This window comes from Streptomyces sp. NPDC002669 (genome assembly GCF_042889165.1).
Classification (GTDB): Bacteria; Actinomycetota; Actinomycetes; order Streptomycetales; family Streptomycetaceae; genus Streptomyces.
Genome location: NZ_JBIAQQ010000016.1, coordinates 177,913 through 204,095 on the forward strand (window position 1 = coordinate 177,913; position 26,183 = coordinate 204,095).

General features: G+C 72.7%; 25 protein-coding genes. 19 read left to right on the forward strand and 6 right to left on the reverse strand.

Annotation, left to right across the window (positions count from 1 at the left end):
- Positions 1-146 precede the first annotated feature (146 nt).
- Entirely contained in the window at positions 147-1,199 is a 1,053-nt protein-coding gene (locus ACFYW1_RS23745; protein ID WP_388996558.1) for a multicopper oxidase domain-containing protein, read from the forward strand.
- Positions 1,200-1,289: 90 nt separating this feature from the next.
- On the opposite strand, the gene ACFYW1_RS23750 is transcribed toward ACFYW1_RS23745, so the two are convergent.
- Both ACFYW1_RS23750 and ACFYW1_RS23755 read right to left on the reverse strand, forming a co-directional pair.
- Positions 1,290-3,494, reverse strand: a complete 2,205-nt coding sequence (locus tag ACFYW1_RS23750; RefSeq protein ID WP_388996561.1) for a DEAD/DEAH box helicase — start codon at positions 3,492-3,494, stop codon at positions 1,290-1,292.
- A gap of 98 nt (positions 3,495-3,592) precedes the next feature.
- Entirely contained in the window at positions 3,593-4,375 is a 783-nt protein-coding gene (locus ACFYW1_RS23755) for an IclR family transcriptional regulator (protein ID WP_388996564.1), read from the reverse strand.
- Positions 4,376-4,575: 200 nt separating this feature from the next.
- On the opposite strand from ACFYW1_RS23755, the gene ACFYW1_RS23760 reads away from it, so the two are divergent.
- The 9 genes from ACFYW1_RS23760 to ACFYW1_RS23800 all read left to right on the forward strand — a co-directional run bounded on the left by ACFYW1_RS23760 (position 4,576) and on the right by ACFYW1_RS23800 (position 11,610).
- A complete protein-coding gene (locus ACFYW1_RS23760) occupies positions 4,576-4,686 on the forward strand; it encodes a putative leader peptide (RefSeq protein WP_316248401.1) in 111 nt (36 codons plus the stop codon).
- 150 nt (positions 4,687-4,836) lie between these two features.
- Positions 4,837-5,850: an ABC transporter substrate-binding protein gene (locus ACFYW1_RS23765; RefSeq protein ID WP_388996568.1), complete on the forward strand. Its 1,014-nt coding sequence runs from the start codon at positions 4,837-4,839 to the stop codon at positions 5,848-5,850.
- Positions 5,851-5,863: 13 nt separating this feature from the next.
- Positions 5,864-6,877 carry an NrtA/SsuA/CpmA family ABC transporter substrate-binding protein gene (locus tag ACFYW1_RS23770; protein WP_388996571.1) on the forward strand — a complete coding sequence of 338 codons (1,014 nt, stop codon included), beginning with the start codon at positions 5,864-5,866 and terminating at the stop codon, positions 6,875-6,877.
- The gene (locus tag ACFYW1_RS23775; protein ID WP_388996574.1) at positions 6,874-7,704 is read left to right on the forward strand and encodes an ABC transporter permease; all 831 of its coding nucleotides are present in this window, start codon (positions 6,874-6,876) and stop codon (positions 7,702-7,704) included. Before ACFYW1_RS23770 ends, ACFYW1_RS23775 begins: the two co-directional genes overlap by 4 nt.
- Complete coding sequence (locus ACFYW1_RS23780; RefSeq protein ID WP_388996577.1) at positions 7,701-8,477, forward strand: ABC transporter ATP-binding protein; 777 nt, start codon at positions 7,701-7,703, stop codon at positions 8,475-8,477. Before ACFYW1_RS23775 ends, ACFYW1_RS23780 begins: the two co-directional genes overlap by 4 nt.
- Positions 8,478-9,365 carry an ABC transporter substrate-binding protein gene (locus tag ACFYW1_RS23785; protein WP_388996580.1) on the forward strand — a complete coding sequence of 296 codons (888 nt, stop codon included), beginning with the start codon at positions 8,478-8,480 and terminating at the stop codon, positions 9,363-9,365. It abuts the gene before it with no gap.
- A gap of 4 nt (positions 9,366-9,369) precedes the next feature.
- Positions 9,370-10,443, forward strand: a complete 1,074-nt coding sequence (locus ACFYW1_RS23790) for an LLM class flavin-dependent oxidoreductase (protein ID WP_388996583.1) — start codon at positions 9,370-9,372, stop codon at positions 10,441-10,443.
- Positions 10,444-10,762: 319 nt separating this feature from the next.
- The gene (locus tag ACFYW1_RS23795; RefSeq protein WP_356932437.1) at positions 10,763-11,017 is read left to right on the forward strand and encodes a WhiB family transcriptional regulator; all 255 of its coding nucleotides are present in this window, start codon (positions 10,763-10,765) and stop codon (positions 11,015-11,017) included.
- Positions 11,018-11,109: 92 nt separating this feature from the next.
- A complete protein-coding gene (locus ACFYW1_RS23800) occupies positions 11,110-11,610 on the forward strand; it encodes a tetratricopeptide repeat protein (protein ID WP_388996587.1) in 501 nt (166 codons plus the stop codon).
- Between the two features lie 54 nt (positions 11,611-11,664).
- On the opposite strand, the gene ACFYW1_RS23805 is transcribed toward ACFYW1_RS23800, so the two are convergent.
- On the reverse strand, positions 11,665-12,639 hold the full coding sequence (locus ACFYW1_RS23805) for an acyl-ACP desaturase (protein ID WP_388996590.1): 975 nt from the start codon (positions 12,637-12,639) through the stop codon (positions 11,665-11,667).
- Positions 12,640-12,916: 277 nt separating this feature from the next.
- Positions 12,917-13,333: an SsgA family sporulation/cell division regulator gene (locus tag ACFYW1_RS23810; RefSeq protein WP_388996594.1), complete on the reverse strand. Its 417-nt coding sequence runs from the start codon at positions 13,331-13,333 to the stop codon at positions 12,917-12,919.
- 185 nt (positions 13,334-13,518) lie between these two features.
- Here ACFYW1_RS23810 and ACFYW1_RS23815 point away from each other — a divergent pair, with 185 nt between their 5' ends.
- Entirely contained in the window at positions 13,519-14,628 is a 1,110-nt protein-coding gene (locus tag ACFYW1_RS23815; RefSeq protein WP_388996597.1) for a WD40/YVTN/BNR-like repeat-containing protein, read from the forward strand.
- Positions 14,629-14,841: 213 nt separating this feature from the next.
- On the opposite strand, the gene ACFYW1_RS23820 is transcribed toward ACFYW1_RS23815, so the two are convergent.
- Positions 14,842-15,141, reverse strand: a complete 300-nt coding sequence (locus ACFYW1_RS23820; RefSeq protein WP_388996600.1) for a YciI family protein — start codon at positions 15,139-15,141, stop codon at positions 14,842-14,844.
- 83 nt (positions 15,142-15,224) lie between these two features.
- On the opposite strand from ACFYW1_RS23820, the gene ACFYW1_RS23825 reads away from it, so the two are divergent.
- Both ACFYW1_RS23825 and mmpA read left to right on the forward strand, forming a co-directional pair.
- Complete coding sequence (locus ACFYW1_RS23825; protein ID WP_388996603.1) at positions 15,225-15,902, forward strand: endonuclease V; 678 nt, start codon at positions 15,225-15,227, stop codon at positions 15,900-15,902.
- A 66-nt stretch (positions 15,903-15,968) separates the two neighbouring features.
- Positions 15,969-16,112, forward strand: coding sequence for a morphogenic membrane protein MmpA (gene mmpA, locus ACFYW1_RS23830; RefSeq protein ID WP_388996606.1), 144 nt, complete (start codon positions 15,969-15,971; stop codon positions 16,110-16,112).
- 34 nt (positions 16,113-16,146) lie between these two features.
- On the opposite strand, the gene ACFYW1_RS23835 is transcribed toward mmpA, so the two are convergent.
- Positions 16,147-17,244 carry a peptidoglycan-binding protein gene (locus ACFYW1_RS23835; RefSeq protein WP_388996609.1) on the reverse strand — a complete coding sequence of 366 codons (1,098 nt, stop codon included), beginning with the start codon at positions 17,242-17,244 and terminating at the stop codon, positions 16,147-16,149.
- A 255-nt stretch (positions 17,245-17,499) separates the two neighbouring features.
- On the opposite strand from ACFYW1_RS23835, the gene ACFYW1_RS23840 reads away from it, so the two are divergent.
- The 6 genes from ACFYW1_RS23840 (at position 17,500) to ACFYW1_RS23865 (ending at position 26,036) form a co-directional block, all read left to right on the forward strand.
- Complete coding sequence (locus ACFYW1_RS23840) at positions 17,500-18,720, forward strand: GH25 family lysozyme (protein ID WP_388996612.1); 1,221 nt, start codon at positions 17,500-17,502, stop codon at positions 18,718-18,720.
- Between the two features lie 149 nt (positions 18,721-18,869).
- Entirely contained in the window at positions 18,870-19,907 is a 1,038-nt protein-coding gene (locus ACFYW1_RS23845) for a peptidoglycan-binding protein (protein WP_388996615.1), read from the forward strand.
- A 301-nt stretch (positions 19,908-20,208) separates the two neighbouring features.
- Positions 20,209-21,363 (forward strand): CaiB/BaiF CoA transferase family protein, encoded by a 1,155-nt coding sequence (locus ACFYW1_RS23850; protein ID WP_388996618.1) that lies wholly within the window; start codon positions 20,209-20,211, stop codon positions 21,361-21,363.
- A gap of 74 nt (positions 21,364-21,437) precedes the next feature.
- Positions 21,438-22,580 carry an acyl-CoA dehydrogenase family protein gene (locus tag ACFYW1_RS23855; RefSeq protein WP_388996621.1) on the forward strand — a complete coding sequence of 381 codons (1,143 nt, stop codon included), beginning with the start codon at positions 21,438-21,440 and terminating at the stop codon, positions 22,578-22,580.
- 39 nt (positions 22,581-22,619) lie between these two features.
- Positions 22,620-23,834 carry an acetyl-CoA C-acetyltransferase gene (locus tag ACFYW1_RS23860; RefSeq protein ID WP_388996624.1) on the forward strand — a complete coding sequence of 405 codons (1,215 nt, stop codon included), beginning with the start codon at positions 22,620-22,622 and terminating at the stop codon, positions 23,832-23,834.
- Positions 23,835-23,864: 30 nt separating this feature from the next.
- A complete protein-coding gene (locus tag ACFYW1_RS23865; protein WP_388996627.1) occupies positions 23,865-26,036 on the forward strand; it encodes a 3-hydroxyacyl-CoA dehydrogenase NAD-binding domain-containing protein in 2,172 nt (723 codons plus the stop codon).
- The last annotated feature ends 147 nt before the right edge of the window (positions 26,037-26,183 follow it).

The following is a 26,183-nucleotide window of genomic DNA, read 5'->3' on the forward strand; positions in this document are numbered from 1 at the left end:
TAGCTATGGCGGCAATTGCGCGAACTTTGTCCTGGGTGTGGATGAACGGGGATTCCCCGGCTACGGTGTGGGCCGTCCGGAGGTCCGTCCTCGGCCTCACCGATCCACAGGTTCCTCAACATCCTTGGCACAGTGGGGAGTTCGGCATGGACAGAAGGAGCTTCAACCGGAGGATGCTGATCGGCGGCGGAGTCGCGGCGACGACCGGTCTGACATCGTTGTCCCTCGGTTCGATCGAGGCCAACTCGGCCGAGTCCGTGCCGAGGACCGCCCCGGCGGGCGGCGAGGTGCGCCATCTCAGGCTGTACGCCGAGAAGTTGGCGGACGGCCGGATGGGCTACGGCCTGGAGAAGGGGAAGGCGACCGTCCCGGGACCGCTCATCGAGATCAACGAGGGCGACACCCTGCACATCGAGTTCGAGAACACCATGGACGTGCCGGTCAGCCTGCACGCGCACGGCGTCGACTACGACATCGCGAGCGACGGCACCCGGATGAACCGGAGCGTCGTCGAACCCGGCGGCACCCGTACCTACACCTGGCGCACCCACGCTCCCGGCAGGCGCAAGGACGGCACCTGGCGGCCGGGCAGCGCGGGCTACTGGCACTACCACGACCACGTCGTCGGGACGGAGCACGGCACCGGCGGCATCCGCAAGGGCCTCTACGGCCCGCTCGTCGTCCGGCGCAAGGGCGACCTGCTGCCGGACAGGACGATCACGATCGTCTTCAACGACATGACGATCAACAACGAACCGGCCGACCGGAGCCCGGACTTCGAGGCCACGGTGGGGGACCGGCTCGAAGTCGTCATGATCACGCACGGCGAGTACTACCACACGTTCCACATCCACGGTCATCGCTGGGCGGACAACCGGACCGGCCTGCTCACCGGCCCCGACGACCCGAGCCGGATCATCGACACGAAGATCGTCGGTCCGGCGGACTCCTTCGGTTTCCAGATCATCGCGGGCGAACACGTGGGCGCCGGGGCCTGGATGTACCACTGCCACGTGCAGAGCCACTCCGACATGGGCATGGCCGGGCTGCTGCTCGTCGCCAAACCGGACGGCACCGTACCGGGCCACGAGCCGCACGGCGCGACGGCCCACCGCACGGCCGCGCCCGACGGGGCGTCGCACGACAAGGCGGCGCATGACGGGGACGCGCACGGCGGGACGGTGGCGGACCCCCGGTGACCAGGAGCGGGGCGCAGTCGCGTGCCGGGGAGGGGCGCGGTCGCACCGGTCGGCCGGTCACCCCGCCGGGCCCCCGCGGGCCCGGCGCGGTCAGTTCTCCGGCACCGTCCCGGCCGCGTCGGCGGCCAGGCGCAACTGCTCCTCCTCGACGATGCGCCGGGCCAGCGCACCGTCCGACACGTCCACGGCGTCCGGCGTCGTCTCGGCGACGTCGCTGCGCCGGGCGTACATGTCGAACAGCCGCTCCTTGCGGGCCAGGATGTCCAGCATCCGTTCGTCGACGCTGTCGGTCGCCAGGAGCCGGTGCACCCGGACGGTCCGTATCTGCCCCATCCGGTGGGCGCGGGCCACCGCCTGGTGCTCCATGGTCGGTTTGATCTGCGGCTCGCAGAGGATGACCACCGACGCCGCCTGCATGTTCAGCCCGACCCCGCCGGCCTGGATCTGGCTCAGCAGCACGGCATGGCCGTCCACGGCGGCGAAGTCGTCGATCAGCCCCTGCCGCCGGGCGGCCGGGACGTTTCCCGACAGCGGGCCGAACACCGGGGACCCCAGGGCCTGTTCGACGGTGAGGAGCACCTCGCGGAAGTACGAGAACACCACCACCTTGAGCCCGTTGCCGGCGGCCTCCGCCACCAGCTCGCGCAACCGGTTCAGCTTCGCCGACGTGGCGGGCCGGGCGTACGCGGCCCGGCGCATCCGCATGAACTGCCCGGCGCCCACGGCCTCGCGGTAGGCGGCGAGGTCGTCCGGGCTGAACTCCTCCCACTCGTCGACCTGCACCACCGAGGGGAGTTCGGCCAGCACGTCCTCCTGGTTGCGCCGCAGATAGGCCGGGGCGACCGCCCTGCGGAACGCGAGCGAACCGGCCGCCCCGTGGGTGGTGCGGATCGAGGGTGCCAGCTCGGGCTGGAGGTGGCGGACGAGGCTGCGGAACTCCTCGACCCGGTTCTCCATGGGCGTACCGGTCAGGAACAGCACCCGGTCGGTGCGCTGCGTCCAGCCGGACACCGCCCGGGAGCGCCGGGTCTCGGGGTTCTTGACGTAGTGGGCCTCGTCGACCACCAGCATCCCGGGCCGTATGCCGCAGTCCCGGGCGTCCGGCAGGGTGTGCAGGGCGTCGAACGTGGTGAGCGCGACCCCGCCGGTGCGGCGCCACTCGTCGAAGGCGCCCTGCCGCTCGGGGCCGTGCAGCGGCAGGGTGTGCAGGGTGGAACGGGCCCGGACCTCACGCGCCCAGTTGATCAGCACGCTCGCCGGGCAGACCACCAGGAAGTGCGTCTCGCCCCGCGCCGAGAGGTGCGCGAGCGCGGCGATGGCCTGGACGGTCTTCCCCAGCCCCATCTCGTCACCGATGATCACCCGCTTCTGCGTGAGCGCGAACCGGGCGCCGAACGACTGGTACCCGCGCAGGGAGACCCGCAGCCGGGCGTCGTCCAGCCGCAGATCGCGCACCCGGTCCGCCATCGCGGACGGGAGGAACCCCTCGGCCGCGTCCCGGTCGGGCCCGGTGCCCGACAGCTCGGCGATCAGGCTGTAGTACTCGGCGGACCGCAGCTCGAAGTCCACCCACGCCGCGACGTCCGACTCCGCCTCCCGCAGCAGATCCACCGAGACCTGCCCGAACAGCACCGGCAGCCCTCGCCCGGCCGCCTCGTCGACGGCCTCCCGCACTCCGCCCACGGCCTCCATGACCCGGGAGCGGGCCTGCCGCCGGGCGAACAGCATGCGCAGTCGCCCCCCGGCCGGTGCCGCCTCGGCCAGCAGGGGCTCCAGGCGCCCGACGAGCCGGCCCGCCGCGTCCACCGCCCGGCGGGCCTCGGAACCCGCCTCGACCAGCCGGTGCAACGCGATGACCAGCGCGGTCGCGGCCTCGTCCGGGGCGTCCACGTCCAGCCGGACCGTGACCGTGTCCCGCACCGCGTGGGCGATCTGCCCGGCGGCGGCCAGCGCCTGGTCGGCGGTCTGCGCACCGACCCCGGGAATCTCGCGCAGCTCGTAGCGGCTCGCCCCGTGCACCCGGCCGACGGTGGTGAACCCGGCCTGCTCGATCGCGCCGATCCGCAGCCTGCCCTCGGTGACGTCCCGGAGCCGGGAGACGGGGATGGCGGCGAGCTCCCGGCCGACCAGGGAGTCGACCAGCGGATCCAGCGCGGCGCGCACGGCGTCCACGGCGCGGGTGTGGTCGGCGAGCACGGCGCGGGCGGTCTCCAGCAGCTGCCCGGCCCGCACCAGCAGCTCCCGGGCGGCCCTCCCCGTGGGCGCGTCGACCCCGTCCGGTCCGGCCTCTGTCATGTACGTTCCTCTGTCCGCGCGGCCCGGCCGCCGTCCTGCCCGGCACCCGCCCCCGGCCGGTTCATATCGTGCCACGCGGCACCGACAGGGCCACCGGTTCAGGGCGCGGGCGGGCGGCGTTGTGCCGGGGACAGCAGCAGCACCTCCAGGGCGCGGGCGCAGGAACGGGCCTGCGCCAGGAACCAGTCGATGCGCCCGTCCGTGATCACGGACGGTGTGGCCCGGACCGCCAGGGCGAAGCGGGCATACCCCGCACCGTCCAGCACCGGCACCGCCAGGGTCCGCACCCCGTGGGCCGACTCGCCGTCGTTGAGCGCGTGGAAATCGGCCCGCACCTTCGCCAACTCGGCCTCCAGCGCCGCGGGTTCGACGATCGTGCGGTCCGTGAAGGCGGGCAGCGCGGGAAGCGAGAAGGGGCCGCCCTCGCCCGGCCGGGCCCAGGCCAGCAGGACCTTGCCGAGCGCCGTGGAGTGCAGCGGCCGGCGCAGCCCCACCCTCGGGGTGACCGAACCGCCCGCGACGATCACCGCGTGGGGACCGCTGCGCAGCGCCAGGTCCGCCGTGGCGCCGGTGCGCTCGGCGAGATCGCTCAGCTCGGGGGCGGCCAGATGCAGACCGCGCTGGTGGTACGAGAGCCGGCCCAGCTCGGTCACCGCGGGGCCCAGCCGGTAGCGGGACGTGCGGGCGTCCTGCTCCAGGAAGCCCGCGCCGAGCAGGGTGCGGGCCAGCCGGTGCGCCGTGGAGGCGGAGAGGCCGAGGCGACGGGCCAGGTCGGAGGCGCTGAGGTCGGGGCCGTTGTCGTGGAAGCAGTGCAGGACGTCCAGGGCGCGCCGGACCGCCTGCGCTCCACCGGGCACGCGCACTGCCGCGGCCTCGGTCATATCGGTTCACTCTCCGCTCATGAGGGGGTGGCAGGGGGGTAACGGGTTGCCACACTACGGGAGCCGCAGAGCCCGGAAACCGGCTGGCGAAACACTGTGTTCACACCGAATCCCACATCATGGGAAGCGAGTTGTGCGGCGGTCGCGGGGCGTGGCAGTGTGCAGCACGTCAGCACCGACGAGCAGAAGGGAGCAGTGCCATGGCCGGCCGCCGAACCGCGACCCCCGCCCACGCCGCTCCGAGCCTGCTCGCCCTGACGCTGCGCCGCCACATCGATCTGGCCCGGGTCTCCAGCGCCACCTGTCGCTGACCCCCTCGCGTTCCCCTTTCCCTTTCGCGTTTCCCTTTTTCCCTCCGCCGCGCCACGGCGCGGCCGGGGCCCTCGGCCGTACCCGGTGCCCACATCCCGGCGTACCGGCCACCACCCGTCCGCTTCGCCGACTTCCGGGAAGACACCCCCATGACGCATGCCGTCCTGCCCAGGACGCTCTGGTTCACCCGCTGCCCCGTACCCACCGCCACCGGCATCGCCGCCGACCGGAACTGGCTCGCCGAGGAATTCGCCCGCGACGGCATCACGGTGCGCTCCCTCCAGGACCCTGCCCCCGGCGCCGACCGGGCCGCCCACTTCACCCACGCCCTGCCGGGCCTGTTCCGCGAGGGCGGCAACGTCCCCGCCCTGTGGGCCCGTTCACGCGGGGAACGGACCCGGCTGATCGGCCTCACCTGGATCGAGGAACGGCAGGCCGTACTCGTCGCACCCAACTCCGGCATCCGGGGCACCGAGGCCCTGCGCGGCCTCCGGCTCGCCGTCCCGGCGCACGACATCGCGATCGACTTCTGGCGGGCCATGGCGCTGCGCGGCTTCGACGGCGCGCTCGCCCACGCCGGACTCGGCCCGGACGACGCCGAGTTCGTCGATGTCCCCGCCGCCGGGCACGAGGGCCAGTGGGCCGCCGAACTGGCGGCGCTGAGCCGCGGCGACGTCGACGCCGTGTACGTGAAGGGAGCGCGGGCCGTCGAGGCCGCGCGGCGGGCCGGTGCGGAGGTGGCCGTCGAACTCGACGAACTGGCCGACCCCCGGTTCCGGATCAACAACGGGACCCCGCGCCCCATCACCGTCCACCAGGAACTCCTCGACCACCGCCCCGACCTCGTCGACCGCTTCCTCGCCGTCCTGCTCAGGGCCGCCGACTGGGCCGCCGGACAGCCCGGCGAGGTCGCCCGCATCCTCGGCGCCGAGACCGGGGCGGGGGCCGACGGGGTCGCCGGGGCCTACCGGCCGGGCACCCACCGCGCCCTCCGCCCCGACCTCTCCCCGGGCCGCCTCGCCCTCCTCGCCGACCAGGAGGCGGGACTGCGCGCCCACGGCTTCCTGCCCGAACCCGTCGACGTCACCGCCTGGGCCGACCCCGAACCGCTGCGCCGCGCCGCCGCACTGCCCGTACCCCGCCCGTCCGGCCCCGAGCTGTGAGGACCCCCGCCCCATGAACATCCCCCGATCACCACGCAGGACCGTCGCCCCCGCGCTCCTCACGGCCACCGCACTGCTCGCCCTCACCGCCTGCGGCACCTCCGGGGCCGACAGCGGTTCCGGCGCCGGGAAAACGGTCGAGATCCGCATCCCCGACCCCGGCAACTCCGGGGTGCTCGCCCTCGGCAAGAAGGACGGCAGCCTCGACAGGGCGCTCGCGAAGGTCGGCGCCGAGGTGCGCTGGACCGGCAGCGCCGGCCCCTTCGCCCCGGCCGCCCAGGCGATGAACGCCGACCAGCTCGACATCGCCACCGGCTCCATCACCTCCGGCATCACCTCGCTCGCCCGGCGCCCCGGCTTCAAGTTCTTCACCGCGACCGACCCGGACGCGGCGGGCGAGGGCATCCTCGTCAAGAACGGCTCCGGCATCACCTCGGTCAAGGACCTGGTCGGAAAGCGGGTCGCCGTCAACCAGGGCGGCACCGGCGAGTACCTGCTGCTGAAGGCACTCGCGAAAGCCGGTGTCCCCGCCGACGAGGTCGAGCGGGTCCATCTGCGCCCCGACCAGACGGCCGCCGTCTTCAACGCCGGCAAGGTCGACGCCTGGGCGGTGTGGGCGACGTACGCCGTGGCCGAGATCGGCGGCGGCAAGGCCCACTTCGTCGCCGACGGCGCCGCGATCGGCTCCGACAACTACAGCCTCAACGCCGTGCGCACCGGATTCGCCGAACAGCACCCCGAGATCGTCAAGGCGCTCTACCGCTACCTCCACGAGGCCAGCGTCGAGGAGAAGCGGGACCCGGCCGCGTACCTCAACGTCTTCACGGACGTCGGTCCGACCGCCGTCACCGGCAGGGCGAAGGAGGTCCAGACCCGCTTCACCCGCCAGGGCGCAACGGTCGACCCCATCGGCCCGGAGGACGTCGAACGCTTCGAGGCCGTCGCCGACTTCTACGCCGAGCAGAAGGTCACCAGGGACAAGGTCGACATCGCCGCCCACCTCCTCGACATCGAGAAGCTGAAATGAGCGAAACCGCCCCGCCCCCCGGCCTCGTCCGGCCGCGGCCCCGACGGTACCGGGCCCGCGGCCGGACCCGGTCCGCGACCGTCCGGGCAGCCGGCCCGTTCGCCCTCCTCGCCCTGTGGTGGGCGGCGTCCGCCACCGGACTGCTCACCCCCGACGTGCTCGCCTCGCCCGCCGAAGTACTGCGCGCGGTGGGCGAGCTGTGGGGAAACGGACAACTGCCCGACGCGCTCACCACCTCCCTCACCCGCTCCGGACTCGGCCTCCTCATCGGTCTCGCGGCCGGACTGACCCTCGGCATCACCACCGGATTCACCCGCCTCGGGGACGAACTCCTCGACTCCTCCGTCCAGACCCTGCGCACCATCCCGTTCCTCTCCCTGGTGCCCCTGTTCATGGTCTGGTTCGGCATCAACGAGACCGCGAAGATCCTCCTCATCGCCGTCGCCACCACCTTCCCCATGTACGTGTCGACGACCAGCGGGGTGCGCGACACCGACCCCAAACTCATCGAGGCCATGCGCAGCTTCGGCATGGGCCGCCTCGCCCTCGTGCGCCAGGTCGTCCTGCCCGGTGCCCTGCCCTCCCTGCTCGCCGGACTGCGGCTCTCCATGACGCTCAGCGTCATCGCCCTGATCGCCGCCGAGGAGATCAACGCCACTGCGGGCATCGGCTATCTGATGTCCCAGGCGCAGAGCTACGCCCGCACCGACATCCTCGCCGTCTGCATCCTCGTCTACGGACTGCTCGGACTCACCGCCGACGTCGTCGTACGGCTCCTGGAGCGCGTACTGATGCCCTGGCGCACCCCACAGGGAGCCACCCGATGACCGATCCGGCCCCGCGCACCGCCGCGGTACGGGTACGGGGACTGCGCCGCGTCTTCGGCGACCGCGCCGTCCTCGACGACCTGCGACTCGACATCGCCCGCGGCGAGTTCGTCGCCCTGCTCGGCGCCAGCGGGAGCGGCAAGACGACCCTGCTGCGCATCCTGGGCGCGCTCGACGCGGCCGACGGGGGCGAGGTGCTCGTCCCCCGGGCCCGCACCGTCGTCTTCCAGGAACCCCGCCTCGTACCGTCGAAGAAGGTCCTCGCCAACGTGACCGTGGCCCTGCCGCGCGACAGGGCCGGACACGGGCTGCGGGCCCTGGCCGAGGTGGGTCTGGAGCGGCATGCCGACGCCTGGCCCGGCACCCTCTCCGGCGGCGAGGCGCAACGGGTCGCCCTCGCCCGCGCCCTGGTCCGCGAACCCGAACTGCTGCTCCTGGACGAGCCGTTCGCCGCACTCGACGCCCTGACCCGGCTGCGGATGCAGGACCTGGTGGGGGAGTTGTGCCGCAAGCACCGGCCCGCCGTCCTCCTCGTCACCCACGACGTCGACGAGGCGATACGCCTCGCCGACCGGGTCGCCGTCCTGCGCGGCGGCCGGCTCGTCACCGACGAACCGGTCGCCGTCGACCGGCCGCGCGACCCCGGCGACCCCGCCTTCGCGGCCCTGCGCCGCCGCCTCCTCGAAGACCTCGGCGTGGGACCCGCCTCGCCTCCCGAAACGGCCCCGAGCCCCGACGAAGCCCCCGAACGTACCGAAGTCGGAGTGATCTGAATGACCATCACCATCGGTGTGCACAGCAGCAATCCGTCCCTCTACCACCTGTACCACCTCTCCCGCCTCGGCCTCGCCCGGGAGGAACTGGCCCCGCTCGGCGAGAGCGTCGTCTTCCACCCGTACACCGACGGCGTCCGCACCGGCGAACTCCTCAGCCGGGGCGTCATCGACTTCGGCGGCACCGGCTCCACCCCGCCCATCACCGCCCAGGCGGCCGGACACGACATCGTCTACACCGCCGTCTCCGCCCCGCGCCCCGGACACGGCGCGCTCCTCGTCCCCGAGGACAGCCCCGTGCGCACCGTCGCCGACCTCAAGGGCACCACCGTCCACCTCGCGATCGGCTCCTGGCAGACCCATCTGATCGCCAAGGCGCTCGACGACGCCGGGCTCTCCTACGCCGACGACATCACCGCCGTCCGCAGCGGCGACGACAGCGAGGAACTGCTGCGCACCGGAGCCATCGCCGCCTGGGTGGCCCAGGGCGACCGACTGGCCGCCGCCCGCCGCACCGGCGGACTGCGCACCCTGATCCGCACCGGTGACGTCATCACCGACCGGTCCGTCTTCTTCACCCGCCGCGACCTGGCCGAGAGCCGCCCCGACATCGTCGAGGCCCTCACCCGCGCCCTCCGGCGCGCCGACGACTGGGCGGCGGCCCACCCCCGGCAGGCCGCCGAGATCGCCGCCGCCGACCTCGGCGGATCCGCCGACGACTGGGAGACCGCGCTGCGCGCCCTGCCGTGGCGGATCGAGCCCGTCACCGACGCCTTCATCGCCGAGCAACAGGAGGCGGCCGACATCTTCCACCGCATCGGCTTCGTCGAACGCCCCGTCACCGTCGCCCAGGCCCTGGCCGGTGCCGGCGCAGACCGGGCGGCGTGACGACATGGCGACCGAAGTCCTCTGGTACGTCATCCCGCGCGAAGGCGCCTACCCCTGGGAACCCGAGGGGCGCCGCCCGGTCGACCTCGGCTACCTCGCCCACCTCGCCGACGCGGTCGAACGCCTCGGCTACAGCGGCGCGCTGCTCGCAACCGACCTGTACGACGTCTGGCCGCTCGGCAGCGCGCTGGCCGCCTCCACCAGCACCGCCTTCAAGCCGCTGCTGGCCGTCCACCCCGGCCTGATCTCGCCCACCCTGCTCGCCAAGATGGCCCTCAGCTTCGACACCCTCTTCGGCGGCCGGCTGCGGTTCAACGTCGTCAACGGCTCGACGAAGGCCCTCCAGGAGTACGGGCTGCACGTGGAGCACGACGAGCGGTACGAACTGAGCGCCGAGTACTGGTCGATCGTGAAGCGGCTCACCGCCGGCGAGGTCTTCGACCACAAGGGCCGCTTCTACGACCTGAAGAACGCCGGTGCCTCCTTCGGCGACCTGAAGCCGGTCCAGGAGTCGCACGTCCCGCTGTGGTTCGGCGGCTCGTCCGACCCCGGCATCGAGATGGCGGCCGAGCACGTCGACGTCTTCCTGACCTGGGGCGAACCCCCGCACCTGCTCAAGGAGAAGCTGGAGCGGGTCAGGGCGCGGGCCGCCGCGTACGGCCGCACGCTCAGGATCGGGCTCCGCCTCCACCTCATCGTCCGGGACACGGAGGACGAGGCGTGGGCGGCGGCCGACCGGCTCCTCGACGTCACCGGCGACGCCACCTACGCCCGTCAGCTGGGCGGCCGGGCCGGGGAGGACGGCGTGGGCTGGCAGCGCCAGTTCCGCCAGCACGGCGGCAGGGTCCCCGCCCGCGCGAGGGAACTGGAGACGCACCCCAACCTGTGGCCGGGCATGAGCCTGTTCCGGCCGGGCCCCGGCACGGCCGTCGTCGGCTCGACGGCCCAGGTCGTCGAACGCCTCAAGGAGTTCGAGGACCTGGGGGTCGACACCTTCATCCTCTCCGGCAACCCGCTGCTGGAGGAGGCGTACCGGGTGGCGGAGACGGTGCTCCCCGCCCTGGGCGTCACGCGCTGACCGGCCGGGGGGGGCGGGACACCGGAACGTGCCCCGCCCCCGACGGTCGGGCCTTCGGAACGTGCCTCGCCCCGACGGCCGGGCCCCGGGGACTCCCGGATGTTTTTTGCTGCCCCTGTGCACGGAGTGGCGGGGTTGCGCGCACGGGGTGGCCCGGTGGCAGACTGACGCCCGGCTCGGCGAAGTCGCGGGAGGCACGGGCCGGTTCCGTACCGCCGGGGTGATATCCGGACTTCGCGGAGTCGGCCGGAACCTGTCGGCGCGCCGCGTTGATGAAGCGTTGATCGGTTGTTTATCGCGACCGGGCACGGTGTACCCCATGCTGATCAACACCGCGGCCGACACCGCACTCGCCTGGCAGGAGACAGCGCTGTGCGCCCAGGCGGGGCCCGAGTTCTTCTTCCCCGCCCCCGGCAGCTCCACCCGCGAGGCCAAGCAGCTCTGCAACGCCTGCGAGGGGCGGCTGGAGTGCCTGGAGTACGCCCTCGCCAACGACGAACGGTTCGGCGTGTGGGGCGGGCTCTCCGAGAAGGAGCGGGAGCGGCTGCGCAGAACCGGTCGCGGCCGGGCCTGAGACCGGGCCCGCCGACCGGCCCGTCGGACCCGGGGCCGGAACCGTTCCGGGCCCGCCCCGGACGGCCACCGCCGGCCTGGCACGATGTTTGTATGACCGATCAGGACAGGAACGCCCTGCTCGCCGCAGCCGTACGGCTGCGCACCGAAGGACACAAGGAAGAGGCCCGGCAGCAGCTGCTGTCCCTCTCCGCCGCCTTCCCGGCCGATGCCGAGGTGGCGTACCAGACCGCGTGGGCCCACGACGTGCTCGGCCTGGAGGCCGAGGCGGCGCCGTTCTACGAACGTTCGCTGGAGGGCACCGGGCTGTCGGAGGAGGACCACCGGGGCGCCCTGCGCGGTCTCGGAAGCACCTACCGCGTGCTCGGCCGGTACGAGGAGGCGGTCGGACTCCTGCGCGGCGGTCTCGAACGGTTCCCCGACGACGGGGCGCTGCGGACGTTCCTCGCCATGGCCCTCTTCAACACCGGCGAGCACCACGAAGCCATGCGACTGCTGCTGGAACTGCTCGCGACGAGCAGCGACGACCCGTACGTACGGCAGTACCGGGCGGCGATCGAGTACTACGCGCGGGACCTGCACGCCACGACGTGAGCCCGGACGGGCCCGCCCCCGCCGGGGGACGGGCCCGCGGTCGTTCCGGAGGGGTCAGGCCATGGCGCGCGCGGCCATCCGTGCCTTGCGGGCCGCCAGCTTCTCGTCGAACTTCGCGGCCTCGGAGTCCAGGCCGCCCATGTACAGGCCCAGTTCCTCCTGCGCCTTCAGGCCCTCGGGGCCGAGGCCGTCGATGTCGAGCACCTTCAGGTAGCGCAGCACGGGCTGGATCACGTCGTCGTGGTGGATGCGCATGTTGTAGATCTCGCCGATCGCCATCTGCGCGGCGGCCCGCTCGAAGCCGGGCATGCCGTGACCGGGCATCCGGAAGTTGACGACGACGTCGCGCACGGCCTGCATCGTCAGATCGGGGGCCAGCTCGAAGGCCGCGCCGAGGAGGTTGCGGTAGAAGACCATGTGCAGGTTCTCGTCGGTCGCGATGCGCGCCAGCATGCGGTCGCAGACCGGGTCGCCCGACTGGTGGCCGGTGTTGCGGTGCGAGACGCGGGTGGCGAGCTCCTGGAAGGCGACGTACGCCACGGAGTGCAGCATCGAGTGGCGGTTGTCGGACTCGAAGCCCTCCGCCATGTGCGCCATCCGGAACTGCTCCAGCTTGTCCGGGTCGACGGCGCGCGAGGTGAGCAGGTAGTCGCGCATCACGATGCCGTGCCTGCCCTCCTCGGCGGTCCAGCGGTGCACCCAGGTGCCCCAGGCTCCGTCACGGCCGAAGAGGGAGGCGATCTCGTGGTGGTAGCTGGGGAGGTTGTCCTCGGTCAGCAGGTTCACCACCAGCGCGATCTTGCCGATGTCGGTGACCTTGGACTGGTCGGCCCGCCACGCCTCGCCGTCCTCGAAGACGCCCGGGAAGTTCCGCCCGTCGGAGAACGGCACGTACTCGTGGGGCATCCAGTCCTTGGCGACCTTGAGGTGACGGTTGAGTTCCTTCTCCACCACCTCTTCCAGGGCGTACAGCAGCTGGGCGTCGGTCCACGCCTTCGGACTGCCGAGGTGGGGAGCGGTGATCGTCACGGGGGACTCCTGGGGACGGGAGAATTACCTACGGACACGTAGGTTACGAGACCGTAGGTTAAGGCGGAGGTAAGTCCAGATCCAAGTCCGCCTCCGGGAGCGCCGGTGACGCAATGCCATGTATGCAGGTCGGTGGGGTGGTGGCAGCTTCCTGAAGACGTGTTCGGCAGCCGGTCCGAGGTTTCCCATGTCCTGATTTATCCGTCTATAAAATCCGACGGCCGGGCCGTCGGATGTCACGAACGAGCGGGTTCCGTCGGCCCCGAGGGGTGCGATGTCAGTGGGATCCGCCGAGCAGCTCGGCCAGGGTCCGGTCGAGATCCAGGAACCGGTGCTCGTCGCCGACCGGGACCGTCTTCTGGGCCCGGTCGAGGAAGAGGCGCAGCTCGGCCGTGCGCACGTGCACCATCGCGATGCCTTCCTCGGCGTGGAACTCCAGGACCGTGCGCTCGTATCCGAACGGCCGGATGCGCACGTCCCCGAGGCCGGCCGCCGCGTCGATGCCCGCGGCCAGCAGCTCGCGGGAGAACTCCCAGGAGACCTCGGTCCCTTCCAGGGTCGCCGGGGCGGGGAACGCCATGCGCACGGCGAACGGATCGCTCGGGTCGTACTGCAGGGTGGCGGGAAGGGTCTCCATCCGCGGTGCGGACGCGACCATGCGGGCCTGCACGGACTGTTCGATGACGGTGGACAAGACCTGCTCCCTTTCTCGGCCGGACGAACGGTTGCCGGTAGTGATGAAGACGAAGGAATCCCTCCGTTCGTGCACCGGGGGGCGGCGTGAGTTGCATCACCGCGGACCGGCGCACCCGATCGCCTGCCCACTTCGTGGCGGCTCACCCTGGACGGGCCGCGACGGGTGGGCTAGCTTCCAGCGCCATGAGTGTCATGGGGAAGAAGAGACGACTGATGTCATGGGGGCTCTGTGTGGCGGCGCTGACCGCGACACTGGCCACACCGGCAACCGCGGCGACCCCGCGGGAGCAGCACCGGCCGGGCGAACGGCCGACCTGGACGCTCACCGACACCGGCACCGACGCCCGTTTCCGCGGTCTCGCCGCCGTCAGCCGCCGCACCGCCTGGGTCGCGGGCTCCAAGGGCACGGTGCTGCGCACCGTGGACGGCGGCCGGAGCTGGCGCGACGTGTCACCCGCGGGGGCGGCCGAGGAGAAGCTGGAGTTCCGTGACATCGAGGCGTTCGACGCCCGGCGCGCGGTGGCCCTGGCCATCGGCGAGGGGGAGGCGTCCAGGGTGTTCCGCACGGACGACGGGGGCGCGACCTGGACGGAGTCGTTCCGCAACACCGACGCCCGCGCCTTCTACGACTGTCTCACCTTCTTCGACAGCCGGAACGGGCTCGCGATGAGCGACCCGGTGGACGGGAAGTACCGCATCCTGTCGACCGCGGACGGCGGCCGGAGCTGGCGGGTCCTGCCCACCGAGGGCATGCCGAAGGCGCAGGCCGGTGAGGCAGGGTTCGCCGCCAGCGGCCAGTGCCTGGTCTCGTCGGGGCCCCGTGACGTCTGGCTCGCGACCGGGGGCGCCGCCACCGCGCGGGTGCTGCACTCCTCGGACCGCGGACTGACCTGGACCGCGTCCGTGTCGACGATCCCGGCCGGTGACCCGGCGCGCGGCGTCTTCGGGCTGGCCTTCCGCGACCGCCACCACGGCATCGCGGTCGGCGGCGACTACCGGGCGGGCGAGGCCTCGCCGGACGCCGCGGCGGTGACGGGCGACGCCGGCCGTACCTGGCGCCGGTCCACGATCCCGCCGGCCGCCTACCGTTCGGGCGTCGCCTGGCTGCCGCACAGCAGGTCGGCCGCGCTGGCGGTCGGCCCGACGGGCACCGACCTCACCCTGGACGGCGGCCGCACCTGGCGCACGGTCGACACGGGGTCGTACGACACCGTCGACTGCACCCCGGACGGCGGCTGCTGGGCCGCGGGCGAGAAGGGACGCGTGGCACACGCGGGGCGCCCCGGCCACTGATCCGCGCAGACGGGCCCTGTCCCCGGTGACGCCGACACCGTCGCCGGGAGCAGGGCCCGTCCCCCGGTCCGGGCTCCCCGGGGCGGGGCGGGCGCTCAGCCGAGTGCGAGGCCGGCCGGCTCCTCCACGGACCGGGGCTGTTCGGGGCGGCAGGCCCGATTTCCGTTCCGGAGGGACTCGGCCGTTCGGCGCCGCCGACTCGGGCCGTGCCGATCAGCCGGGCAACTGCTGGCGGTACGGGGCGAGTTCGTTCGAAGTCTTCGTCGCGATGAACTCGGTGACGCGGTACGCGCACACGCCCCCGACCACGAACGGGTCCGCCGAGGTGATCTCCTCGATCCGGGCGCGGTCGTCCCCGACGGCCAGGATCACCCCGCCGTCGCGGGGGTTCTTGCGGCCCGACGCGATGAACACCCCCGCCGCGTAGTGCGCGTCCAGCCAGGCCACATGGTCCTGGAGCAGCGCGTCGACGCGTTCGACGGGGGCGGTGTAGGTCAGTTCGAGTACAAACATGATCGCCAGGCTACGGGACGGTCCCCGCGGGACGGGGACGCGTCGTCCGGTCCCCGCGGCAGGCTCTTAGACTCGACCGCATCATGACGACTTTCCCGATGCCCGCCGACGAGGCCGGGGCGCGAGCCATCCAGGAGACCCTGCGCGCCCGGATGGTGCTCGACGAACCCGGACCGCCGCCCGGCACGGGCCGGGTCACCGGCGTCGACGTGGCCTACGACGACGAACGCGACGTCGTCGTCGCGGCGGCGGTCGTCCTCGACGGGGCGACGTTCGACGTGCTCGCCGAGACCACCGCCGTCGGCCGGATCACCTTCCCGTACGTCCCCGGCCTCCTCGCCTTCCGGGAGATCCCGACCGTGCTCGCCGCGCTCGAATCCCTGCCGGTCGACCCCGGGCTCGTGATCTGCGACGGATACGGCCTGGCCCACCCGCGCCGCTTCGGCCTCGCCAGCCACCTCGGGGTGCTCACCGGGCTTCCGGCCATCGGCGTCGCCAAGAACCCGTTCACCTTCTCGTACGAGCAGCCGGGGCCCCGCCGCGGCGACTGGTCGCCGTTGCTCGACGGCGAGGAGGAGGTGGGGCGGGCCCTGCGCACCCAGGACGGCGTCAAACCCGTCTTCGTCTCGGTCGGGCACCGCACCGGCCTCGACAACGCGTGCGCCCACACCCTGCGGCTGGCCCGGGACTTCCGCCAGCCGGAGACCACCCGCAGGGCCGACGCCCTGTGCCGGAAGGCCCTGCGGGAAGCGACGGGCTGAGCACCGGTACCGGCTGAGTACGGGCGCGGATGATGTTTGTCGGTCCCGACCGGCAGACTGGTACGCATGAACGAACATCGAACACCCATGGGACCCGGGACCGTCTACCTCGCTCAGCGCCGGGTCGCGGTGGGGATGACGCTCGGCATCGTCGCGGGAGCGGTCTGGGCCGTCTCGATGGTCTGCACGCTGGTGTCCTGGATGCTCTGACCCACCGGGGCGATCGCTGCGCCCTCCCGCCCGGTCACTTGTGCTGGTCCGGGCCCTGGGCGTTGAGCAGCGCGCGCCAGGTGTCCTCGTCCCCGACGCCCGTCACCGGCAGGTTCCGGGACGCCTGGAACTCCTTCAACGAGCGCATGGTCGACGGGGTGTAGGCGCCGGTGCTGTCGGTCGGCACCCCGGCGTGGTGCAGCAGGTACTGCACCGCCGTGACGGCCTCCGGCTCCTTCGTGCCCGAGTCGATCGCCACGATCAGCAACGGCCAGGTGTCCTTCCCGACCTTGCCGTCCGGGGTCAGTCCGTGCGCGGACTGGAACTTCTTCACGGCCTCCGCGGTGGCGGGACCGTAGTCGGCGTCGACCTTCACGTCGTGACCGTGCGCCCGCAGCAGCAACTGCACCGTACGGGCCTTCCAGAGCACGTTGCCCCGGCGGGCCAGGGGCCAGGCCGTGCCCTCCGGCAGACGGTCCGTCACCTCCGCCGTCGCCCTGGCGTCGTCCCGGCCCGGGGCCGGCACCGCCCACCACGCCAGACTGCCGAACACCAGCAGGAGCAGCGCCGAGACGGCCAGGGTCGGAAACGCGACCGGGAAGCGGTCCCACCGCCGGACCCCGGGGCCGGGGGCGTCGGCCGGCCCGGCGGGGGCGGGCGCTTCGGCCACGACCGTGCCCGCCCCCGCCGTCGCGGGCCCCGGGACCTTCCCCGTACCGGAACCGGTGGGCGTCGCGGCCTCCTTCGCCCCGACCGTCGCGGGCTCGGCGGCCTTCGCCGTACCGCTCCCCGCCGGCGGCGGGCCGGGCGGTCGCGCGACCGCGGTGCGCCTGCGGCCCGGCGCGGCACCGGCCGCCGCCTCCGCCAGGGCGCACGCCCGGGCCAGATCGCCGGCCGGGGCCCGCAGCACCGTGTGCAGCTGCTCGACGATCCTGCGCGGCGCGTTGGAGGAGTGAGAAGGATTCAGATAGCGCGACAGGGTGGTCTGGTCGATCCCCAGCCGCTTGGCGAGGGACTGCTGGGTGGGTTTCTCGCGGCCGTCACGCGCCGACGACTCCCACCAGTACCTCAGTAACTCCGCGAGAGCTCGCCCCGGATGCGGCCCGCGGCCCGCCACAGTGTTGTCCGTCATCGTGCCTTCCCGACTTTCCGTGTGCATAGCCGCAGGTCAACGCCGTGCATCGGGAGCGTGCATAGGCGCATCGACCCGCGGGACGCAGATCGTAGTGAAACCGCCGTCGGGTGCTGCACAGTTGAGGAGCGGCCGGCCCGAGAGCCCCGCGAACCCCACCCCGTTCCCACCCCTTCGAGGGGTGCTCCTGCCTGCGCATTCGCGGCGGACGGGGACGCCGGGGCCCTTTCACCCGAGGAACGAGGAGATCTGCATATGCATCCGACATCACCCGTACGAGTGCGTGTCGCCCTGACCGGCACGGTCGTGGGAGCGGCCCTGGTCGCGCTGGGCGTGATCGCTCCCGCGGTCGAGGCCGCGCCGCCCTCGTCGTACAAGGTCACCGGCGTGGACACCAGCCACCACAACCACGAACGGAAGGGGAGGAAGGACATCCCGATCGACTGGAAGCGGGTGGCCGCCTCGAACGACTTCGCCTTCCTCAAGGCCACCCAAGGGGTCTCCGGCAAGGACGGCTGGTTCGCCCGGGACCACGCCGCCGTCTCCAGGACCTCGCTGCTGCGTGCCCCGTACCACTTCTTCCACCCCCGGAGCACGACCGACGGCGCGGCCCAGGCCCGGCACTTCGTCTCGACCGTCCGCGCCGCCGGCTACCGGGGCGGCCGGGCGGGCGAACTGCCGCCGGTGCTCGACGTGGAGAAACTGCCCGCCAGGGGCGGCGGGGAGGTCTGCCCGAAGGCACTGCGCGCCCCGCAGGTGCGGGCCTTCCTGAACGAGGTGAAGAAGGAGTTCGGGGTCACCCCGATCGTCTACACCCGGGCGCCCTTCGTGAAGGAGTGCATGGGCGGCAGGGGCGAGGTGTTCGCCGGATACCCGCTGTGGCTCGCCCGGTACGGCAGCGGATCGGACGAACCGCACCAGGTGCCCGGCGCCGGAAGGTCCTGGACCTTCTGGCAGCACACCCAGGACGGAGTCGTGCCGGGCATCGACGGACCGGTCGACCGCGACGTCTTCCGCGGCAGTGCGGCGGAGCTGCGGGCGATGGCGAAGGGCGGCACCCCACGACCGGCCCACGACTTCCCGGTGCTGCGCCCCGGACAGCGCGGGGGCGAGGTGACCGCCGCGCAACTGCTGCTGGCCGCCAAGGGGCACCGGGTCGCGGCGGACGGCGACTTCGGCCCCGCGACGGCCGCCGCGGTCAAGAGGTTCCAGCAGGGCGCGGGGCTGGAGGCCGACGGCGTGATCGGCGGGCGCACCTGGCGGGCGCTCGCGCCGGAACTCTCCTCCGGCGACCGGGGCAGGGCCGTCGAGGCGGCCCAGCGCCGACTGGCGGCCCACGGACACAAGGGCGCCACGGACGGGGTCTACGGCGCCGGGACCGCCGCGAACGTCCGGACCTTCCAGAAGAAGGCCGCGCTCCCCGCCGACGGTGTCGTCGGTGCGAGGACCTGGGCGGCCCTGCTCTCCCGCCCGTGAGGCCCGCACCCGGCCCCACGCACGCCCCGCCCCGGACCGCCCGGACCGTCCGCCTCCCCCAACGGCTCGCCCGCACTGCCCAACGACTCACCCGCCCCACCGGGCGGCCCAGTCGCACCACCATCACCACTCACACCGAGGAGTCACCCATGTCCATCATGTCCACGTTCTCCGTCCCCGCCCTTCCCCGTCGCACCGCCGCCCGGCTCGTCGCCGGCATCGTCGCCGTCGCCGCGCTGACCGGCCCCGCGGCCCCCCTCGCGACCGCGGGCGAGGTCTCGGCGGCCCGGCCCGCCGCCGGGCTCCGGACCGCCCCCGCGGCGGCCGACTGGCCGACCCTGCGGGCGGGCGGCAGGGGCACCTCCGTCACCGCCCTCCAGCACCTGCTGAACTCGCGGGGGCAGTCGCTGACGGTCGACGGCTCCTTCGGCCCGGCCACGACGGCCGCGGTGAAGGCGTTCCAGAAGGCGCACCGCCTCGCCGTGGACGGCGTCGTGGGGACCGGCACCTGGTCCCGGCTGGTCGCCACCCTGCGCGACGGCGCGAAGGGACCGGCCGTGAAGGCCGCGCAGACCCTGCTGAAGGCGCGCGGCCAGGCGGTGGCCGTCGACGGGGCGTTCACCGCCGCGGTGACGGCGAAGGTCAAGGCGTTCCAGAAGTCGGCCGGTCTCACCGCCGACGGCGTCGTCGGTGCCCGCACCTGGGCGGCGCTGCTGAACGACACCCCGACCGGCGGCAACAGGGCGGCACTGGCCAAGCAGATCCTGGCCCAGAAGCAGATCGTCCTGGCCACCGTCCACCCGGGCGGCAAGCACGCCGGCTCGACGGCCCGGCAGAACATCGTCGACACGGCGAACGGCAGGGGAGCGCTCACCAGCCCGTGGGGCGACAGGCCCGACCGACGGGTCGCCCTCGACCCGCGGATGCTGAACGGCCTGCTGAAGCTGCGCACCCAGTACGGCTACCGGATCTCCGTCTCCGAGATCGTCGGCGGCGACCACAGCGGCAACTCCAGGCACTACGCCGGAATCGCCTTCGACATCACGCACATCAACGGCCGGCACGTCGGCAGCGGCGCCCCGCACAAGCAGTTCATGGCGGCCTGCAAGAAGCTCGGCGCGCCGGAGGTCCTCGGGCCGGGCGACGCCGGACACGGCCGCCACGTGCACTGCGGCTGGTCCCGCTGACCCCGGCCGCACGGACCGCGAACGGTGTCCGGCCGCCCCGTCGGGGCCGGCCGGACACCGGCATGCGTACGGGGCGAACCCTCTCGGACGCGGCGGACGGAGGAGACGGACGGGAGTACGTGACGGGGAACGGCGCGGGTCCGTGCGGGGGTCGTGGCGGTGAACGGCCGGGCGGGGATCGTGGGGGAGGATCCCGGAGGGAAGTCCTAAGCGCTTGCTCGGCCCAAGGGGTTGTGCGGAGCGCGGTGCGTTCTTAGCATCATCGATGTTACATCAGTTGTGTCATACCGCTGGGGGCTTGATGGCAACGACAGGGCACGGCTCGCACGGTCCGTTGGCAGGGGTGCGGGTGGTCGAGCTGGCCGGTATCGGCCCCGGCCCGTTCGCCGCGATGCTCCTGGCCGACCTCGGCGCCGATGTCGTCCGGGTCGACCGGCCCGGGGGAGCGGGGCTCGGCATCGACCCCGCGTACGACCTCACCAACCGCAACAAGCGCTCCGTGCTCGTCGACCTCAAGGCCGAGGGCGGCGCCGACCGGGTGCTCGACCTGGCCGAACGCGCCGACATCCTGATCGAGGGATACCGGCCGGGCGTCGCCGAACGCCTCGGCGTCGGCCCCGAGGCCGCGCTGGCCCGCAACCCGCGGCTCGTGTACGGGCGGATGACCGGCTGGGGCCAGGACGGGCCCCTCTCCGAACGGGCCGGGCACGATGTCTCCTACATCGCCCTCACCGGCACGCTCTCCATGATCGGCAGGCCCGGCGAGCCGCCCACCCTCCCGGCCAATCTCGTCGGCGACTACGCGGGCGGCTCGCTCTACCTCGTCGTCGGCGTCCTCGCCGCCCTCCAGCACGCCCGCACCTCCGGCGGCCGGGGCCAGGTCGTGGACGCGGCGATCGTCGACGGCGCCGCCCACCTCGCGACGATGATCCACGGCATGCTGGCGGCCGGCGGCTGGCAGGACCGGCGCGGCTCCAACCTCCTGGACGGCGGCTGCCCGTTCTACGGTTCGTACGAGACCTCCGACGGCCAGTACATGGCGGTCGGCCCGCTGGAGCAGCGGTTCTACGACGAGTTCGTCGAACTCCTCGGGATCGGGGACGAACTCCCGGACCGGGGGGACATCGCCCGCTGGGAGGAACTGCGCACGGCCGTCGCCGACCGGTTCCGGACCCGGACGCGCGCGCAGTGGACCGAGGTGTTCGAGGGAACGGACGCCTGCGTCGCCCCCGTGCTCTCGCTCCGCGAGGCGCCCCACCACCCGCACCTCGCCGCCCGCGCCACCTTCGTCGAGCACGGCGGTCTCACCCAGCCCGCCCCCGCGCCGCGCTTCTCCGCCACCCCCGTCTCCGTACGCAGCGGGCCCGCGCGCCCCGGCGCGGACACCGAGGCCGTCGCCGCCGACTGGGGCGTGCCCGGCCTCGCGGGCGACCGGGCGGATCCCGCCGGCCGATGAGCTCCTCCCCGCCGGGCCGTACGGTCCGGCGCCCCCTCTCCCCACCGCCAGGTTCCGGCTCCAGGAGGCCCGCAGTGCAGCGGCAGATCTTCACCGAAGAGCACGACGCGTTCCGCGAGATCGTGCGCACCTTTCTCGACAAGGAGGTCCTCCCGCACTACGAGCAGTGGGAGAAGGACGGCATCGTCTCGCGCGAGGCGTGGCGCGCGGCCGGTCGGCAGGGGCTGCTCGGCCTCGCGGTGCCCGAGGAGTACGGGGGCGGCGGCAACGCCGACTTCCGCTACAGCGCCGTCCTCGCCGAGGAGTTCACCCGGGCCGGCACCCCCGGCCTCGCGCTCGGCCTGCACAACGACATCATCGGCCCCTACCTCACCGGGCTCGGCACCGACGAGCAGAAGCGGCGCTGGCTGCCCGGATTCTGCAGCGGCGAGACCATCACCGCCATCGCCATGACCGAACCCGGCGCGGGCTCCGACCTCCAGGGCATCCGCACCACCGCCGAGGACAGGGGCGACCACTGGCTGCTCAACGGCTCCAAGACCTTCATCTCCAACGGCATCCTCGCCGACCTGGTGATCGTGGTCGCCAAGACCACCCCCGAGGGCGGCGCCAAGGGACTGTCGCTGATCGTCGTCGAACGCGGCGCGGAGGGCTTCGAGCGCGGCCGCAACCTCGACAAGATCGGCCAGAAGTCCCAGGACACCGCCGAACTGTTCTTCAACGACGTCCGCGTCCCCAAGGAGAACCTGCTCGGCGAACGGGACGGCGCCTTCATCCACCTCATGACCAACCTGGCACAGGAACGGATGGGCATAGCGGTCGCCGGGATCGCCGCGGCCGAACACCTGCTGGAGATCACCACGCGGTACGTCAAGGAGCGCGAGGCATTCGGCCGCCCGCTCGCCAAGCTCCAGCACGTCCGGTTCGAGATCGCCGAGATGGCCACCGAGTGCGCCGTCACCCGCACCTTCCTGGACCGCTGCATCGTGGACCACTCCGACGGCACCCTCGATGCCGTGCACGCCTCGATGGCCAAGTGGTGGGCCACCGAGCTGCAGAAGCGGGTCGCCGACCGCTGCCTCCAACTGCACGGCGGATACGGGTACATGGCGGAGTACCCGATCGCCAGGGCCTTCACCGACGGCCGCATCCAGACCATCTACGGCGGCACGACCGAGATCATGAAGGAGATCATCGGCCGTTCGCTGCTCGCCTGACCGACCCCCTTCGCACAACACCCCCGAAAGGCTGCTGACTTGAGCACCGAAGCGTACGTCTACGACGCGATCCGCACCCCGCGCGGTCGCGGCAAGGCCAACGGCGCCCTGCACGGCACCAAGCCGATCGACCTCGTCGTCGGCCTCATCCACGAGATCCGCAGCCGCTTCCCGGGGCTGGACCCGGCGGCCATCGACGACATCGTCCTCGGCGTGGTCAGCCCGCTCGGCGACCAGGGCTCCGACATCGCCCGGATCGCCGCCATCGCGGCCGGCCTCCCCGACACCGTCGCCGGCGTCCAGGAGAACCGCTTCTGTGCCTCCGGCCTGGAAGCCGTCAACCTGGCCGCGGCCAAGGTCCGTTCGGGCTGGGAGGACCTCGTCCTCGCGGGCGGCGTCGAGTCGATGTCCCGCGTCCCGATGGGCTCCGACGGCGGCGCCTGGGCGATGGACCCGATGACCAACTTCGAGACCGGCTTCGCCCCGCAGGGCGTCGGCGCCGACCTCATCGCCACCATCGAGGGCTTCTCCCGCCGCGACGTCGACGAGTTCGCCGCGCTCTCCCAGGAGCGCGCCGCCGAGGCGTGGAAGGAGGGCCGCTTCGCCCGCTCCGTGGTCCCCGTCAAGGACCGCAACGGCCTCGTCGTCCTCGACCACGACGAGCACATGCGCCCCGGCACCACCGCCGACTCGCTCGCCGGGCTCAAGCCGTCCTTCGCCACGATCGGCGAGATGGGCGGCTTCGACGCGGTGGCGCTGCAGAAGTACCACTGGATCGAGAAGATCGACCACGTCCACCACGCGGGCAACTCCTCCGGCATCGTCGACGGCGCCGCACTCGTCGCGATCGGCAACAAGGAGACCGGCAAGCGCTACGGACTCACCCCGCGCGCCCGGATCGTCTCCGCGGCCGTCTCCGGCTCCGAGCCCACCATCATGCTCACCGGCCCCGCGCCCGCCACCCGCAAGGCCCTCGCCAAGGCCGGGCTGACCATCGACGACATCGACCTCGTCGAGATCAACGAGGCGTTCGCCGGTGTCGTCCTCCGCTTCGCCAGGGACATGGGGCTCTCCCTCGACAAGATCAACGTCAACGGCGGCGCCATCGCGCTCGGCCACCCGCTCGGCGCCACCGGCGCGATGATCATCGGCACCCTCATCGACGAACTGGAGCGCCGCGACCAGCGGTACGGCCTCGCCACCCTCTGCGTGGGCGGCGGCATGGGCATCGCCACCGTCATCGAGCGCGTCTGACCGCCCCCCCGCCTACGGAGAAGAAGAACAATGACCGAGAGCACGACCATCCGCTGGGAACAGGACGAGACCGGCGTCGTCACCCTCGTACTCGACGACCCCGACCAGTCCGCCAACACGATGAACCAGGCGTTCAAGGACTCCATCGCGGCCGTCGCCGACCGCGCCGAGGCCGAGAAGGACTCCATCCGCGGCATCATCTACACCTCCGCCAAGAAGACCTTCTTCGCGGGCGGCGACCTCAAGGACATGATCAGGATCGGTCCCGAGAACGCCCAGCTGGCCTTCGACACCGGCACCGCCATCAAGAACTCGCTGCGCCGCATCGAGACCCTCGGCAAGCCCGTCGTCGCCGCCATCAACGGCGCGGCGCTCGGCGGCGGGTACGAGATCGCGCTCGCCGCCCACCACCGGATCGCCCTCGACGCCCCCGGCTCCCGGATCGGCCTGCCCGAGGTCACGCTCGGCCTGCTGCCCGCGGGCGGCGGCGTCACCCGCACCGTCCGCCTCATGGGCATCGCCGACGCGTTGCTGAAGGTCCTCCTCCAGGGCACCCAGTACACCCCGCGCCGCGCCCAGGAGAACGGCCTGGTCCACGAGGTCGTGGCCACCCGGGAGGAGATGCTCGACAAGGCCCGCGCCTTCATCGACGCCAACCCCGAGTCCCGGCAGCCCTGGGACGTGAAGGGCTACCGGATTCCCGGCGGAACCCCGTCCAACCCGAAGTTCGCCGCGAATCTGCCCGCCTTCCCGTCCAACCTGAAGAAGCAGATCGCGGGCGCCCCGATGCCCGCGCCCCGCAACATCCTGGCCGCCGCCGTCGAGGGCTCCCAGGTCGACTTCGAGACCGCGCTGACCATCGAGGCCCGCTACTTCACCGAACTGGTCACCGGCCAGGTCGCGAAGAACATGATCCAGGCGTTCTTCTTCGACCTCCAGGCCGTCAACTCCGGCGCCAGTCGCCCCAAGGGCATCGAGGAGCGCCAGGTCACCAAGGTCGCCGTGCTCGGCGCCGGGATGATGGGCGCGGGCATCGCCTACTCCTGCGCCCGGGCCGGCATCGAGGTCGTCCTCAAGGACGTCTCCGAGGAGGCCGCGGCCAAGGGCAAGGCGTACAGCGAGAAGCTGCTCGCCAAGGCGCTCTCCCGGGGCCGTACGACCGAGGCGAAGCGCGACGAGCTGCTGGCCCGCATCACCCCGACCGCCGACCCGGCCGACCTGGCGGGCTGCGACGCGGTCATCGAGGCCGTCTTCGAGGACACCGCGCTCAAGCACAAGGTGTTCCAGGAGATCCAGGACGTCATCGAGCCGGACGCGCTGCTCTGCTCCAACACCTCGACCCTGCCCATCACCGTCCTGGCCGAGGGCGTCTCGCGGCCCGCCGACTTCATCGGGCTGCACTTCTTCTCGCCCGTGGACAAGATGCCGCTGGTCGAGATCATCAAGGGCGAGCGGACCGGCGACGAGGCCCTGGCCCGCGCCTTCGACCTGGTCCGCCGGATCAAGAAGACCCCGATCGTCGTCAACGACTCGCGCGGCTTCTTCACCTCCCGCGTCATCGGCCAGTTCATCAACGAGGGCGTCGCCATGGTCGGCGAGGGGGTGGAGCCCGCGTCGGTCGAGCAGGCCGCGGCCCAGTCCGGCTACCCCGCCAAGGTGCTCTCCCTGATGGACGAGCTGACCCTCACCCTGCCCCGCAAGATCCGCAACGAGACCAGGCGGGCCGTCGAGGAGGCCGGCGGCACCTGGCCCGGACACCCGGCGGACGAGGTCATCGACCGGATGGTCGACGAGTTCGGCCGGACCGGACGCAGTGGCGGCGCGGGCTTCTACGAGTACGACGAGAACGGCGGCCGCACCCGCCTCTGGCCCGGCCTGCGCGAGCACTTCACGAAGCCGGACACGGACATCCCCTTCGAGGACATGAAGGAACGGATGCTGTTCTCCGAGGCGCTGGACAGCGTCCGCTGTCTGGAGGAGAACGTCCTGACCTCCGTGGCGGACGCCAACATCGGCTCCATCATGGGCATCGGCTTCCCGCCGTGGACGGGCGGCGTGCTCCAGTACATCAACGGGTACGAGGGCGGCCTGCCCGGCTTCGTGGCCCGCGCCCGGCAGCTCGCGGAGCGCTACGGCGACCGCTTCCTGCCGCCCGCGCTGCTCGTGGAGAAGGCCGAGAAGGGCGAGACCTTCCACGACTGACGGCCCGGTCCGGGGGGGGGGGGGGGGGGGGGGGGGGGGGGGGGGGGGGGGCGGCGGGGGGGGGGGGGGGGGGGGGGGGGGGGGGGGGGGGGGGGGGGGGGGGGGGGGGGGGGGGGGGGGGGGGGGGGGGGGGGGGGGGGGGGGGGG

Coding starts and splice junctions, on each gene's coding strand:
- ACFYW1_RS23745 (WP_388996558.1), top strand. CDS start 147: ATGGACAGAAGGAGCTTCAACCGGAGGATGCTGATCGGCGGCGGAGTC.
- ACFYW1_RS23750 (WP_388996561.1), bottom strand. CDS start 3,494: ATGACAGAGGCCGGACCGGACGGGGTCGACGCGCCCACGGGGAGGGCC.
- ACFYW1_RS23755 (WP_388996564.1), bottom strand. CDS start 4,375: ATGACCGAGGCCGCGGCAGTGCGCGTGCCCGGTGGAGCGCAGGCGGTC.
- ACFYW1_RS23760 (WP_316248401.1), top strand. CDS start 4,576: ATGGCCGGCCGCCGAACCGCGACCCCCGCCCACGCCGCTCCGAGCCTG.
- ACFYW1_RS23765 (WP_388996568.1), top strand. CDS start 4,837: ATGACGCATGCCGTCCTGCCCAGGACGCTCTGGTTCACCCGCTGCCCC.
- ACFYW1_RS23770 (WP_388996571.1), top strand. CDS start 5,864: ATGAACATCCCCCGATCACCACGCAGGACCGTCGCCCCCGCGCTCCTC.
- ACFYW1_RS23775 (WP_388996574.1), top strand. CDS start 6,874: ATGAGCGAAACCGCCCCGCCCCCCGGCCTCGTCCGGCCGCGGCCCCGA.
- ACFYW1_RS23780 (WP_388996577.1), top strand. CDS start 7,701: ATGACCGATCCGGCCCCGCGCACCGCCGCGGTACGGGTACGGGGACTG.
- ACFYW1_RS23785 (WP_388996580.1), top strand. CDS start 8,478: ATGACCATCACCATCGGTGTGCACAGCAGCAATCCGTCCCTCTACCAC.
- ACFYW1_RS23790 (WP_388996583.1), top strand. CDS start 9,370: ATGGCGACCGAAGTCCTCTGGTACGTCATCCCGCGCGAAGGCGCCTAC.
- ACFYW1_RS23795 (WP_356932437.1), top strand. CDS start 10,763: ATGCTGATCAACACCGCGGCCGACACCGCACTCGCCTGGCAGGAGACA.
- ACFYW1_RS23800 (WP_388996587.1), top strand. CDS start 11,110: ATGACCGATCAGGACAGGAACGCCCTGCTCGCCGCAGCCGTACGGCTG.
- ACFYW1_RS23815 (WP_388996597.1), top strand. CDS start 13,519: ATGAGTGTCATGGGGAAGAAGAGACGACTGATGTCATGGGGGCTCTGT.
- ACFYW1_RS23820 (WP_388996600.1), bottom strand. CDS start 15,141: ATGTTTGTACTCGAACTGACCTACACCGCCCCCGTCGAACGCGTCGAC.
- ACFYW1_RS23825 (WP_388996603.1), top strand. CDS start 15,225: ATGACGACTTTCCCGATGCCCGCCGACGAGGCCGGGGCGCGAGCCATC.
- mmpA (WP_388996606.1), top strand. CDS start 15,969: ATGAACGAACATCGAACACCCATGGGACCCGGGACCGTCTACCTCGCT.
- ACFYW1_RS23835 (WP_388996609.1), bottom strand. CDS start 17,244: ATGACGGACAACACTGTGGCGGGCCGCGGGCCGCATCCGGGGCGAGCT.
- ACFYW1_RS23840 (WP_388996612.1), top strand. CDS start 17,500: ATGCATCCGACATCACCCGTACGAGTGCGTGTCGCCCTGACCGGCACG.
- ACFYW1_RS23845 (WP_388996615.1), top strand. CDS start 18,870: ATGTCCATCATGTCCACGTTCTCCGTCCCCGCCCTTCCCCGTCGCACC.
- ACFYW1_RS23850 (WP_388996618.1), top strand. CDS start 20,209: ATGGCAACGACAGGGCACGGCTCGCACGGTCCGTTGGCAGGGGTGCGG.
- ACFYW1_RS23865 (WP_388996627.1), top strand. CDS start 23,865: ATGACCGAGAGCACGACCATCCGCTGGGAACAGGACGAGACCGGCGTC.